9 protein-coding genes are annotated in these 13835 nt (G+C 68.1%); 1 reads left to right on the top strand and 8 read right to left on the bottom strand.

Going from position 1 to position 13835, the window contains the following annotated elements:
* Positions 1 to 8 precede the first annotated feature (8 nt).
* From OU994_RS22535 to OU994_RS22515, 5 genes are read right to left on the bottom strand one after another with little or no spacing between them, the layout of a single operon-like run.
* Positions 9 to 1112, bottom strand: coding sequence for a type II secretion system F family protein (locus tag OU994_RS22535; protein WP_281607764.1), 1104 nt, complete (start codon positions 1110 to 1112; stop codon positions 9 to 11).
* Between the two features lie 35 nt (positions 1113 to 1147).
* A complete protein-coding gene (locus tag OU994_RS22530) occupies positions 1148 to 3187 on the bottom strand; it encodes an ATPase, T2SS/T4P/T4SS family (protein ID WP_281607763.1) in 2040 nt (679 codons plus the stop codon).
* Positions 3184 to 4716, bottom strand: coding sequence for an HD-GYP domain-containing protein (locus OU994_RS22525; protein ID WP_281607762.1), 1533 nt, complete (start codon positions 4714 to 4716; stop codon positions 3184 to 3186). Before OU994_RS22525 ends, OU994_RS22530 begins: the two co-directional genes overlap by 4 nt.
* Complete coding sequence (locus OU994_RS22520) at positions 4706 to 5119, bottom strand: response regulator transcription factor (protein ID WP_281607761.1); 414 nt, start codon at positions 5117 to 5119, stop codon at positions 4706 to 4708. The genes OU994_RS22525 and OU994_RS22520 overlap by 11 nt, the downstream gene beginning before the upstream one ends.
* Entirely contained in the window at positions 5116 to 6927 is a 1812-nt protein-coding gene (locus OU994_RS22515) for an ATP-binding protein (protein ID WP_281607760.1), read from the bottom strand. The genes OU994_RS22520 and OU994_RS22515 overlap by 4 nt, the downstream gene beginning before the upstream one ends.
* 247 nt (positions 6928 to 7174) lie before the next feature.
* Here OU994_RS22515 and OU994_RS22510 point away from each other — a divergent pair, with 247 nt between their 5' ends.
* On the top strand, positions 7175 to 8587 hold the full coding sequence (locus OU994_RS22510; protein ID WP_281607759.1) for a PoNe immunity protein domain-containing protein: 1413 nt from the start codon (positions 7175 to 7177) through the stop codon (positions 8585 to 8587).
* 164 nt (positions 8588 to 8751) lie between these two features.
* Here the strand turns inward: OU994_RS22510 and OU994_RS22505 are convergent, their stop codons facing one another.
* The 3 genes from OU994_RS22505 to OU994_RS22495 are packed head-to-tail and all read right to left on the bottom strand — an operon-like array spanning position 8752 to position 13828.
* Positions 8752 to 10821, bottom strand: a complete 2070-nt coding sequence (locus OU994_RS22505) for a GDSL-type esterase/lipase family protein (protein ID WP_281607758.1) — start codon at positions 10819 to 10821, stop codon at positions 8752 to 8754.
* A 14-nt stretch (positions 10822 to 10835) separates the two neighbouring features.
* Complete coding sequence (locus OU994_RS22500) at positions 10836 to 12212, bottom strand: glycoside hydrolase family 105 protein (RefSeq protein WP_281607757.1); 1377 nt, start codon at positions 12210 to 12212, stop codon at positions 10836 to 10838.
* On the bottom strand, positions 12209 to 13828 hold the full coding sequence (locus OU994_RS22495; RefSeq protein ID WP_281607756.1) for a glycoside hydrolase 43 family protein: 1620 nt from the start codon (positions 13826 to 13828) through the stop codon (positions 12209 to 12211). Before OU994_RS22495 ends, OU994_RS22500 begins: the two co-directional genes overlap by 4 nt.
* Positions 13829 to 13835: the final 7 nt, after the last annotated feature.

The raw sequence follows: 13835 nt of genomic DNA, 5'->3' as shown, positions 1-13835 counted from the left end.
TGAAACAGTCAATGCACGGCGCTCGACAACTTGAAGATGGGCAGGATCAGCGAGCTGACAATGGTGCCCACCAGCACGCCCATCACCAGCAGCATCACCGGTTCGGCCAGCTTCGACAGCCGTGCCAGCTGGCGCGTCAGCTCGCGATCGTAGGAATCGGCGATGCGGCCCATCACCCGGCCCAGCGTACCGGTGGCTTCGCCGGTGGCGATCATCTGCCGCACGGCGACCGGCACGAACGGGGTGTCCTGGAAACCGGCGGCGATCCCCTTGCCCTCCGTGACATCGGCTTCCAGCTCGAGGATGAATTGCTGGATGTCGGCGTTGGACACCACGGCGCGGCAGGCCTCCAGTGTTGCCAGGATGGTCACGCCCCGTTCCAGGGAAATGCCCATCACGCGCAGCAGGCGGGTCATGTAGATCTTGGCGAAGATGTCGCGGACGAGGGGCGCGCGCAGCTTCATGCGGTCGATGCCGGCCTGCACGTCCGGCCGGCGCGCCAGGAGAAAGGCGCCGCCGCACAGCACTGCCACGGTGCCCGCCGCGATTGCGCCATGCTGCGTCAGCGCGTCGCTGACGGCGAGCAGTACCCGCGTGGTCCATGGCAGCTGGTCATGGATCGACGCGAACAGCGGGGAAAATTTCGGGAACACCGACACCAGGATGAACAGCACCACTGCGCCGGAAAACGCCATCAGGAACAGCGGATAGGAAAGCGAGGACACCAGCGTGGCGCGCAGCCGTTCCTCGTTTTCATCCATCTCCACCAGCTGGGCCAGCACCTGGCCGAGGAAACCGCCGGCCTCGCTGGCTGCCACCAGGTTCACGTACGTGACAGGGAACAGCGCGTGTTTCGCCAGCGCCTCGGAGAAGCGGGCCCCGGCCAGGATATCGTCCGACACCGTGGCGATCAACTGCCGCAACTGGGGCTGGTCGCTCTGCTGGAGCAGCGACTGCAGCGCGGCGTGCAGCGGCACGCCGGTTTCCAGCAGCAGCGCCAGGCGCTCCGTGAACATCATGCGCTCGCGCACGCCCGGCGGCCGTTCGCCGAAGCCGGGCTTCAGCGGCAGGCGCGGCGCGCCGGTGTCCATTGGGTCGAGTTCGATCGGCATGCGATGGGATGCGATGGGTATGCGATGGGTATGCGCTACAGGCTGTGCACCACGCGGGCGATTTCTTCCGGCGTGGTGTGGCCGTCGAAGGCGCGCGCCATGCCATCGGCGTACAGGTCGTGGTGGCCGGTGGCGTTCACGTGCGCGGCCATCTGGTCCTTGCTGGCGTTGGCCACGATCATGCGCTGCAGGTCGGTGTTCACCTCCAGCAGTTCATAGATGCCCATGCGCCCCTTGTAGCCGGAGTCGTAGCACGCCGGGCAGCCGCGCCCGCGCACCAGGCGCAGGTCGCCCTTGCCGCGCCAGCGGTACGCGGCCGCCGCTTCCGGCGTGGCCAGGTAGCTGGTGCGGCAACCCTGGCACACGCGGCGCACCAGGCGCTGCGCCATCACGCCGATCAGCGCCGACGACAGCAGGTAGGGTTCCACGCCCATCTCCACCAGGCGCGACACGGCGCCCAGCGTATCGTTGGTATGCAGCGTGGTCAGCACCAGGTGGCCCGTCAGTGCGGCCTGCACCGCGATCTCGGCGGTCTGGCGGTCGCGGATCTCGCCGATCATGATGATGTCGGGATCCTGCCGCAGCACGTGCTTGAGGATCTTCGGGAAGGTCAGCCCGATCGCATCGTTGACCTGGTTCTGGTTGATGATGTCGAGCTGGTATTCGACCGGATCCTCGATCGTGACGATGTTCTTCTCGATGCTTTTGAGGTGGCTGATCGCCGCATACAGGCTGGTGGTCTTGCCGCTGCCGGTCGGCCCGGTAACGAGGATCAGGCCATGGCTGCGCCCCAGCAGCCGCTTGAACGCCGTGACCGCGCCATCGTTCATGCCCAGCTTGTCCACGTCGAGGATCGACTGGTTCTTGTCCAGCACGCGCAGCACCACCTTCTCGCCATAGATGCCGGGCAGGGACGAGAAGCGCAGGTCGACCGTGCGGCCCTGCGTGGCCACCTGGATGCGGCCATCCTGCGGCAGCCGGCGCTCGGCGATGTCCAGGTTGGCCATCACCTTCAGGCGCGACACGATGGCCGGATGCTGGTCCACCTTCGGCGCCATCACTTCATACAGGATGCCGTCGATGCGCAGGCGGATGCGTGCCCGGTTGCGCGAGATCTCGATGTGGATGTCGCTGGCGCTGTCGCGGATGGCGCGCTGGATCACCGCGTTGACCATGTTGATCACCGGGCTGGCGCCAGCCATCTCGTCGATCTGCGTGTAGTCGTCGGGGATCGTCGATTCGATCAGTTCGAGGTCGCTGGCTTCCGTGTGCACGAATTCGGGCAGCACGCCGCCGTAGGCGTCGTCGGCCACGCGGCGGATATCGGCCGGCGGCGCGATGGCGACGCGGATCCGGCAGCCCGTGCGGCTGCGCAGCTCGTCGATATGGTGGATCGCCTGGGGATCGGCGCTGGCCACCGTCAGGGTGTCGCGCACCTGGAACAGCGGCAGCACGTTCAGGCGGCGCGCGGTGTCCTTGTCCAGGGTCGCCAGCGCGGCCGGATCATACAGCCCGGCGCGCAGGTTGACGTAGGGCAGGCCGAGCTGGTCGGCCAGGGCGGCGTACAGCGCCGCTTCGGAGATCCACTTGCGCTCGACCATGATCAGGCCCATGCGCTTGCCGGTCTGCTCCTGCAGGCGCGCCGCCTCGGCGACCTGTTCCGCGGTGGCGGCGCCCCGTTCGACGAGGATGTCGCCCAGCTTGCTGCCCGGTTCGCGCGGGTGCCGCACCGCCGCCGCGCGCACATCGAAGGGTGGCAGCTCTTCCTGCAGGCCGGTGGCCGCCAGGATCTCCTGCAGCAGCGGATTCGGGTAGGCCAGCTTGAGCCACCCGCCCAGGCCCGCCAGCCGGCCGGCCGTGTCGGCCATCATGGCCAGCGCACGCCCGGACAGCAGCGGCACCTTGCCCAGGTCGATGACGATCGACACCTGGTGCTGGGCGATGCACTCGTTCAGCGCCGCTTCGAGCGCGCGCACCGCCTCGTCGGCCACGAGTGCGGTCACCGGCGCGAGATGCGTCATCGCGCCGATGCGGCTGCGGGTGATCGTCTCCCCGCCGGCGAGCGCAGTCGTCATGCCGCCGCGGTTTCCGGCGCGGTGTCGCGGGCGATGCCGAACGCGGCGATCCATTCCGGCTCGGCGCGGCACAGCTGTGCGAAGGCTTCCACGACATTCGGGTCGAGCTGCATGCCGGCCACCCGCGCGATTTCGGCCATCGCCACCTCGTGGCTGCGGCCGGCCCGGTAGGCGCGCGAGCTGGTGATGGAGTCGTACGTATCGGCCACCGCGATGATGCGCGCGTTATAGGGAATGTCGTTGCCTTCCAGGCCATGCGGGTAGCCCGTGCCATCGTACTTTTCCTGGTGGTGCCGGGCGCCCGGCACGGCGCCCTTCAGCCGGTCGATGTGGCGCAGGATTTCGTAGCTGCGCTCCGGGTGCACCATGATGAAGGTAAACTCGTCGCGCGTCAGGCGGCCCGGCTTGCACAGCACCGCGTCGGGAATGCCGATCTTGCCCACGTCGTGCAGCAGGGAACCCCAGAACAGGTTGTCCAGCTCGCGCGGCGGCAGGCGCAGCGCGCGGCCGATCTCCATCGAGATATGGTGCACCCGCTCGGAATGGCCGCGCGTGTACGGGTCCTTGGCTTCCACCGCCTCGATCAGCGCGGCCGCCATCTGCTGGTTGAACTTGCTTGTTTCAGCCAGCATGCTGTGCATGCGCGACAGGCTCGACAGATGATTGGCCAGCACTTCGCCCAGCTTGCGGTCGCTGTTCGTGAAGTCGGCCTTTTCCGCGTGGTTCAGCAGCACCAGGATCGCCACCACGGACTTTTCCTGGAACACCGGGCAGCACAGGATCTTGAACGGCATGTCGGTGAAGATGTAGGCGCGGCGCGGATCGTTCGCGTCGTTCATCACGATCGGCTGGCGCGAGGAGTGGGTAAAGCGATAGAGGTCGCCGCGCATTTCCACCAGCACCAGGTCGAGGTTGTGGATCGGCGCCGACAGGTTGGTGGCCGACACGCACAGGTTGTCGCCCGGCTTGATGAATGCCGCCACGTCGGCGTTCATGTGCTCGGCCCAGCTTTCCAGCAGGCCGCCGAACACGTCCTCGCCGCTGGTCATTTCCTGGACCTGGCGGTCGATCGCGTACACCAGGTGCAGTTCCTCGTAGCGGTCGGACAGTTCGCCGGCCATCGCATTGAGTTCGCCGTGCGTGACGAAGTCGTCGCCGATCGTCGCGGCGATGTCTTCCAGCGCCTCGGCCAGCGCATCCCACTCGAAGGGAGCGGCTTCGGTACTGTCCACGCGGACGACGCGCACGGCGAGCCAGCCCAGCGTGCGGCCCTTCGACCGGATCGGCTGGTACAGCAGCGTTGCATCGGGCGTATCGTGCCGCTGCATGCCGTCGCCGTCGGCCTGCCACGCGAACCCTTGCGGATCCAGATGCAGCAGCCAGTGCTCCAGGTCGGCGTGTCCCGGCGCGGTCCAGCAGGGCACGCCGGCAGCGTCGCAGACCGCCAGCGCCTGGTCGGCGCCGGTGATGCGCTGCAGCCAGCGGGCGTGGCGGGAATGATCGAGACTGGACAGGAAACTACGCGGCATGGCTGGACTCCAACGGGTTGCTCGCTGCCGCCCGGGCAGCGAAGTGGCGCCCCAGCCGCGCCACCAGCTGGCGCGGACTGAGGGGTTTTTCAAGAAATTCTGTCTGGGGCAGCTCGCGCGCCCAGGCGCGCTCGTCGAGCGCCGTCATCGACGTCATCACGAGGATCAGGAACGGATGCTCCGGGTACGTGCTGCGCGCCAGCGGGCACAGCGTGCGGCCATCCATGCCATCCATCTGGATATCGCTGATCAGTACGTCGGGCAGGCGCTGGGCCATCGCCGCGAGCGCGGCATGGCCGTCGCCGGCGGTGGCCACGCTGTAGCCTTCGCGCTCCAGCGCCAGCCGCAGCACGCGCAGCACGTGCGGCTCGTCGTCCACGAGCAGGATGTGATATGGGGTCATAGGACGGGCGCGCCGATGGGGGCGGGTGCGCTTTTCAGGTGGATGGAAAACGTGCTGCCGATGCCGGGTTCACTGTCGACGGCGATCCGGCCATGGTGCAGTTCGACGATCTGCGCAGCCAGGTACAGCCCCAGGCCATGGCCGCCCCGGGCGGCCGGTGCACCGCTTTCGCTGACCCGGTAGAACTTTTCAAAGATGCGGTCGCGATCCGGCGCGGCGATGCCGATGCCGGTATCGCGCACGCTGATCACGATCTCGTGGCCGTCGTTGCGGGCCGCCAGCGCGACGCTGCCGCCCGGCCGGTTGTACTTGATCGCATTGGTCAGCAGGTTGTTCAGGGCGATGCGGAACAGGTCCTTGTCGATGGTGACGGCGTCCAGCTCGCGTGGCATGTCGAGCGACACGTGCAGGCCCTTGCCCTGGGCGCGCGGCATGGACTGGTCGTAGGCGTCGCGCAGCAGGTCGTCCAGCCGCACGCGGTGGCGTTCCGGCGCCAGGCTGCCGGCATCGAGCTTGCTCACATTGAGCAGGTTGCCCACCAGCGCGTTCATGCGCTCGATCTCGTCCTGGATCACGTTCAGCGATTCCACCCGCAGGCTTTCCTCGTCGCTGTCGGCCAGCATCTCGGCATACATGCCGATCACATTCAGCGGCGATTTCAGCTCGTGCGACACGTGCGCCACGAAGTCGTTGCCGGCCTGGCGCGCCAGGTGTTCGCGGGTGACGTCGCGCAGCACGACCAGCGTTCCGAACGACATCGCACCCTGGCCACCGCTCAGCGGCTGCGCGGTGGCGCACAGCTGCCGGCCATCCACGCTGCTCGAAGCGAATTCCACGCTTTGCGGGCGGGCACCGTCGCGCGAGGCGCCGCTGTAGCGGGCCAGCAGGGCGCGCAGTGCCGGATCGCGGCACCACGCATCGACGGGCTGGCCCAGCAGTGCATCGGCGGACATGCCCAGCAGCGGCTCCACCTTGCTTGAAACGAAGGTCACGTCGCCGCCCGGGTCGAGCATCAGCAGGCCGTCCGGCAGCGAGTGCAGCGCGGCATTGAGCTTCTTGCTGCCGTATTGCAGCAGGCGGTTGTCGGCTGTCGAATTGCGTTCGCCCAGCTCGAGCCGGGCGATGCGCTCGCCGGCCTGGGCCAGGTAGCCCTGCATGTCCGTCACCAGTTCTCGCACGTCATCCGCCTTCACGGCAGGCTGCTCCGGCGCGGCAAGCTGGCGCAGCTGGTCGTGCAGTCCGGCCAGCGGGGCCATTTCGCGCTTGATCAACAAGTAAATCACCGGCACCACGAGGAACATCATCAATGCCAGCAGGGCCAGGAACGACACGTCGCGCGCCAGCACGGCGAAACGCGGCTGGTGGAAGCCGACCCGCACGAAGGCGATGCCATTGCTCCGGTCGGCCATCGGGCCATAGAACTCGCGCAGCGCCGGGCCGGCCGGGGAAGCGGGAACCTCGCGCTCGGCGAAGCCGGCCGCCGCATCGGCGGGCAGCGGCGCGTGCGGCGTCATCGTACCGCGGCTCGCCACTTCGGCCAGCGTGCGGCCATCGGCGCCCGTGATCGCCGCATACGCGAAATTGCCATCGTCGTGGTAGGCCAGCAGGGCGTTCAGCAACCCCGTCGTCCTGCCATCGTCCAGCTGCGCCACGGGAATGCCGCTCAGCGATTTCGCCAGGCCAACCCCTTTTACCCGTACCTGTGCCGCCTGGCTGTCCTGCTGGCGCACGACCAGCAGCGTGACCACGAGCGTGATCGCCGCGAGCGCGCAGGCGATCAGGATGATGCCGATTCGGTTGAGCTTCATGAAGGCTTTCGGGATGGGTGAAACAGGGGAATGATGCAACTATAAAACGAAAGTTGCAATGAGGCAAATTATTCGGTGTGGCGCGAGCCGGGATACAACACATCACGCGGTTTCATGGCCGTATGGACAAGGTTGCATTGGCGCGGAGGGGTGACAGTGTGCGTATTTTGCAGCCCCGCCGGGCTGTTATGCTGGCCGCTCGCCAGGCGGGAACGCCACCGATCCACTGTTTCGTCCCGGGAGTAGCGTGAACATTTCCTCAGTGACCGCCAGCATCGCCGCCTTGTTCCGCCAGCGTGAAGACGCCGCGGAAGCCGGCTTTCCCGAGTACCCGGGCACGATGCGCGACCCGCAGGGAAATGCGCAGCGCTACGGCGAATACCTTCATCTCCTGCTGGAGCGCCGGCGCACGCTGGCGGCCGACCTGAGGCCGCACAAGGCCGGGCACAAGCCCGAATCCCGGCTGCGCACGCTGAACATGCGCCTCTACGACGATCCGCACTACCTGGTCCACCTGCATGCCGCCGGCGCCGGTATCGCCGAGCTGGAGGCGGAAGCCGCGCGGTGCGTGGCCAGCCTGGACGAGGATTCGCGTTATGTCCGCGAGCATGGCGGCGAGGAATGGCGCGGCGTCCACGCACTGGCCGGCCACGACCGGGTCGCCTTCGGCTTCGCGGCGATTGCGCTGCTGCTGGTCGCCGACGGCGGGCTCGTGAAGACGTTCCACCGGCTGGTCTCGCCGCAGTACGACAGCCGGAACCAGCTGCTCGACGTGCTGGTCAAGGCATTCGACCCGGCGCAGCCGGTCGGCGCGACTTATGCATGGCATGGCGCTTCCAGGCCATGGACCGCGCCGCTGCTGCGCGCGCTGGCACTGCCTGCGGAGGAGCGCGCCGCCGCGCTGGCGGCCTACATGGAAAAATGGACGCGCCTGATGCGCCCGCACGGCTGGAAGCCGGACCTGGACACGGCCGCCGGCAAGGATCCGCTGTTCAGCGATTTCGCCTTCGAGGTGGCCCTCGCGGTATGCGGCTGGGACATCGACGACACCGGCTTCGCCGGCCATCCCTACTATCCGCGCGAGCTGGTGCAGCACTACCGCTCCACCCTCCGGCATGGCCGCGATGCATGGCGGGCCGCCGGCGCGGGCGCGGGCGTGCCGATCCACGCGCCGCCGTTGCCGGTGCGCTCCAGCCTGGCTTCCAGCGGGCGCACCGGGCTGGCCCGCTGGATCGAACTGGCCAGCGACGGCGACCAGCAGGCCACCGACTCCGCGCTGGCGATGATCGAGGGGACCGATCCGGTCGACCTCCACGAACTGGTGGAAGCCCTGGAGGAGGCCCGCCTCGGCATCGCAGCGGACCTGAAGGACGATGACAGCGTGGCGGCGCAAATTCACATGCTGGGCGAGGCCCGCGCGCTGGACGACTTCACCGAACCGGACGGGCCGCCCGCCGGCATCGACCGCTGCATGGCCCTGCTGCGCGCCTGGAACGACTGGCTGGCGGAACGCGCGTACCGGCTGGTGCCGATCGACCTGGGCGACGATGCCTGGCATGCCGTGGTGGTGCGGCAGGAATGCCTGGAAGAGCTGCGGATCCAGAGCGGGAACCTCGGCATTCCGCTGGCGCGGCCGGCCGACCTGTACCACCTGGAATAAGGGATCGCGCGGTAAAAGGGATCGCGCGGTAAAAGGGATCGCGCGGTAAAAGGGATCGCGCGGTAAAAGGGATCGCGCGGTAAAAGGGATCGCGCGGTAAAAGGGATCGTGCGGCATGAGGGATCGTGCGGCATGAGGGATCGTGCGGCGCGTCGCCGCGCGTGTCAACGCCGGTCGTTCTCCCCCTTCGGCGGCTGCGCCAGCACCCACATGAAATACAGCGCCTTGGCCGCCTTCGCCCGCGTGACCACGATGCGCGGTTCCAGCAGCCGTCCGTTGACCATGCGCCCGCGCGCGATGCCCGCCTCGGAGCGGATCAGGCCCAGCTCATACGCGTCGCGCACCTTGTCCACGAACGCCGGCGCGACAGCCGCCGTGTCCTGCAACTGTGCCCAGCGCACCAGCGGGTAATACATGGCTCCCTGCGCGCCGCTGTCCAGGTTCGGATCGTAGCCGGGGCTGCCGGGCAGGATGGTCTTGCCGTTGTAGTCGGTCATGTATGCCGGTTTCGCCTTGAACTTCGCATGGTAGGCGTCATGCAGGAGGGCGCCCATCGTCTCGCGCGTCAGCGGTCCGTCCGCATGGCCTGCCAGCGACGTGGCCGGCAAGTCCATCGCCTTCTTCAGGGCGTCGATGAATTCACCGGTGCGCATCGGCGCCTGCGGGCGGAAATTGCCCTGGGCATCCTTGCGCAGCACGCCCAGTTGCAGCAGCTTCTCGATCTGGTTCCGGTAATACGTGCCTTCGCCACGGACGATGTCGCCGGCGATCTCGGGGTAGATGGCGGACCAGTCGCCGGCGGCCACCGCGCGACGCACGTCGTCGTCCAGGCTGGCGACGATGCCAGCGGCCACCCGGTCGCCCGCCGCGGCCAGGCGCGCCAGTTCCGTCACCACCAGCCGGGCGTACTGTTTCGACAGCGCTTCCTTGTAGTGCGTGCCGTCGATCTTGTTGGCCGGATGGCCGTTGGCGTAGCTGCCGTCGTTGGTCTTGCCGGGTGTCTCGCCCGCTTCGATCGACATCACCATCGCCGTGATGGCGTCGGTGCCGGCGGCGTTGTAGTACTCCACGCTGCGCGCATTCAGGTCGACGGTCGTCACGCCCAGTTCGGCGCCGAGCGCCTTCATCACCTCGGGGAAGCGGCGCTTGCCGAACGAATTCACGTACGGCTCGCCGGGGGCCTGGGCGCCATTTACCCGCGACATCGGCGTCACGAAGACCGGCACCATGCCGCGCGCGCGGATCGCCGGCACGTACATTTCGCGGATCATCTCCGCATACATCGCTTCGCTGGCGCCGCGGCCGAAGCGCTTCGTCTCGTCGGCGCTCTCGTCGTTGTGGCCGAACTGGATCATCACCACGTCGCCCACGCGGCCGGCCATCAGCAGGTCGTTCAGCCGGCCTTCGGCATAGGCGTTGCGGAACGAGCGGCCGCCCATCGAGTAGTTGAGCACCTTCACTTTCGCCGGGTCGAACAGGCTGTCGAATACCTGGCCCCAGCCGCTCATCGGCGCCTCGTCGAAGGTATAGGTCTTCACGGTGGAGTCGCCCAGCGTGAACAGCACCGGCGGCGCACCGGCGGGGCGCGGCTGCGGCGGGATCGGCGCCAGCACGATTTCGGCAACGCCGACCGGCACGCCGGCCTTCTTCGGCTCGATCTCGATGTCGATGAACCCGCGGCCGTTGACGTAGCGGTATGACCAGTCGCGTCCCTGGGCCGTCACGCGGGTCTGGTTGGGCATCAGGCCGGCGGCATCCCAGAAGCCGGGATTGACGAGCCGGCTGGTCTGCAGGCCGGTGATCGACACGGTCGTATCGGCCGCGTCGGACGTGGTGCGCACCCGCACCGCATACGCACCCGGCGCGGCCTTGATGCGGAAGGCCATGCCGAAGTGGTTGTAGTGGTCGGTGCCGGCATTGGCATCGATGGCCGGCTCGGCGATCACGCAGCCGCCGCTGCCACAGCGGATGCCCGCCGTGTGCACGGGGCGGGCTGGCAGGGCGCCGGTCCGGTCGACGAAGCCATGGCCGGTGGCGGCGTCGTACAGCGGCGCCCGGCCGTTCCCCTTGGCCGCCACCGCCACCGCTCCCGGGGCGGGGCGACCGGTGAAGTCGAAGCGCAGCTCGGCCGGCTGCGGTGCAGGCAGCTCCACAGCCTGCACTGCCGGCATCGCTGCGCATGCGGCAAGCGCGAAGACGGCGGCGCGCCGGCGAAGGTTGGTTGGCTTCGGCATCGTGCAGTTCCTCTTCAAGGCTGCGGCTTCTTCGGCCCGTAGTGATAGGTCTTCACCTTGTCGGTGATGACCACGTCCGGGTTGTCGAGCAACTTGATCATCTCGAAGCCGGCCAGCAGCACCGGCCCGTAGCCGGCCATCGCATTGATGCTGGTCGGCCGGTTGTAGTAGTACACGTGGTCGCTGGCGAAGGTGGTGGCGGTGACGCCATCGACGACGCTGCCGTCTTCCTTGATGCGGGCGGAAATGCCGGCCCACCCCGCCTGGGCGATCGAGCCGTAGGTGGTGGGGCTGATCCAGCCCTGGTTGATCGCATGCGCCAGCGCGTAGACGAACATCGCCGTGCCGGAGGTTTCCAGGAACGAGTCGTGCCGGTCCAGCATCTGGTGCCACATGCCTTCGCCGGACTGCTGTTTCGCGATGCCCCGCAGCGCGCGCCGGTGCTGCGCCAGCACCTTCTGGTAGCCGGGGTGGCTCTTCGGCAGCACGTCGAGCAGGTCGGACATCGCCAGCACCGCCCAGCCGTTGGCGCGGCCCCAGTAGAACTCGGGCGCATCGGGGTTGTTCCGGTTCCAGCCGTGCGTGTACAGGCCGACCTGCGGGTCGAACAGGTACTTCGAGATGCCCAGCACGTTCTTCACGGCGTCGTCGTAGTAGCGCCGCTCGCCCGTCATGCGGCCCATCTCGGCCAGCGCGGGAATGCTCATGTACATGTCGTCGGCCCACACGGACCAGGCCTGCGGGCGGTTGCGCGCCAGCGTGCCATCCTTCAGCCGCACCTGCTTGCTGTGCACCCAGTCGGCCAGCGTGGCGATCACGGGCGACATGTCCGGCCCGATCTTCTCCAGCCGGGCGCGCACCAGCGCCGCGCACATCGAGCCGGCATCGTCGAGCGCATGGGGTTTCACCCAGCGTGCAAAGCTGTTCGCGCGGCCCAGCTTGAACTGCTTTTCCTGTTCCGTGAAATAGCCGAGGCGCTGGTGGAAGAAGGCCAGGTGGCGCTCGGTCATCGCCGTCCATGCCGGATCGCCGGTGACGCGGCGGCCCAGCATCAGGCCGGCGTGCATCACGCCCATCTCGTAGTTCATGATGCCGAAATCGTTCGGCGACGGTTCCACGATGGCGGTCGCGATCGGCGTGCCGAAGTCGGTCACCGGCTGGCCGGTGGCCTTGTCGACGATGCGGCTCGGCGTGGCGCGGTCGATGAAGCCGCGCACGGCGCTCAGCTGGGCCGTGATCTCGGCCACCACCGGCAGCTTGTACGGCACCGGATAGGTGCCCTCCAGCGGATCGTTCAGGTTCTTGTTGTCCGGGTTGCGGTACGGGCCGGCCGCGTGAACCGAGGTGGCGGCCAGTGCGGCCAGCAGGACTGCGAGCGTCAATTTCTTCATGGGGTCACCCGGAAGTAGTCGGCGTCGAGCCAGGCGCCGGACGGCGCCACGGCGTCGCTGGCGCTGTACAGGCCCATCTGCGCGCCTACCCAGTGGCCCTTGGTGGCGGCGAACGGGGCACCGGCGTCGGCGAAGGTCTTGCCATCCACGCTGTACTGGAACCGGGCGCTGGCGCCGTCGGCCATCGCCAGCCGCAGCGTCAGCGCCGCCGGCGCCTTCGGCAGCAGCACGGTGGCGCTTTCCGTACAGCGCGGCTTGAATGGCGTGCAGGTGGTGTACACCAGTTGCAGGTCCTTGCCGTGCTGGTGCAGGCCCAGCGCCGCATAGCTCTGGCCATTCAGGATCAGCCCGGCGCGATCGCCATCCTTCGCGCCACGCAGTTCGATGCGCGTCTCGGCGGTGAAGGTGGTGGCGGGCAGCTTCTGCGCGAGGATGTTCGGCGCGGCGCGCACGAAATCCTTCGACGCCGGTACGGCCTGCACCGGCAAGCGCAGGTGGCCGGGGCGGGCGGCCAGCGAATACCAGCCCTCGCGCGGATTGGCGTTCCACTGCCATTGCAGGCCCAGCGACGCGCCGTCGAATTCATCGGTGGTGGCCGGCACGGCGACCGGCTGGCCGGCCACTGGTTTGTCGTACGTGGCGACCGGATTGCCGACGCCCGGCTTCGGCCCCGGCCGGCCGATGACGGGCCAGCCATCCCGCCAGGCCATCGGCTGCAGGTGCACCACGCGGCCATACGCCTTGCGGTCCTGGAAGTGCAGGAACCAGTCCTTGCCATCCTGCGCGCGCACCCACGCTCCCTGGTGCGGGCCGTTGACCGGTGTATCGCCCTGTTCCATCACGATGCGGTCTTCGTAGGGGCCGCCGATGGTGCGCGAACGGAACACCGACTGCCAGCCGTGTTCCACGCCGCCGGCCGGCGCGAACACATAATAGTAGCCCTCGTGCTTGTAGAACTTGGGCCCTTCCAGCGTGCGGTAGCCCGGCAGCCGGTCGCCATCGACGATCACCTTGCCTTCGCTGTCCAGCAGGCGGCTGCCGTCCGGCGCCATGCTGCGCAAGGTCAGCCGGTTGTTGATGCCGGCGCGGCTCTTGGCCCACGCATGCACCAGGTAGGCCTTGCCGTCGTCGTCCCACAGCGGCGACGGATCGATGATGCCCTTGCCCGGCAACAGCAGGCGCGGTTCGCTCCACGGGCCGGCGAAGTCGGTGGCCGTCGTCACGTACACGCCGTGGTCCGGGTCCGGATAGAAGATCCAGAACTTGCCGTCGTGGTGGCGCAGGCACGGTGCCCACACGCCGCCGCCGTGGCGCGGCACGGAGAAGTGCGCCACCGGCACCTGCTTCGGCAGCGCATGGCCCACCAGCCGCCAGTTCACCATGTCCTTCGACTGCAGCAGCGGCAGGCCGGGCGCGCTGTTGAAGCTCGACGACGTCATGTAGTACGTGTCGCCGACGCGCACGGCGTCCGGGTCCGAATAGTCCGCGTTCAGCACGGGGTTCTGGTACTTGCCATTGCCGAGGTCCGGCACCCACGCTTCGGCCGCATGGCCGGACAGCGCAAGGAGCAGCATGGGCAGCAGCGACAAGGCTGGCAGCGTGGTGGTCATCCGCATGGTGGCC

The sequence above is a fragment of the Pseudoduganella sp. SL102 genome, from assembly GCF_027856995.1.
Taxonomy (GTDB): Bacteria; Pseudomonadota; Gammaproteobacteria; order Burkholderiales; family Burkholderiaceae_D; genus Rugamonas; species Rugamonas albidiflava.
The sequence above is the reverse complement of the archived record's forward strand: the minus strand, read 5'-3'. Positions and strand labels throughout refer to the sequence as shown.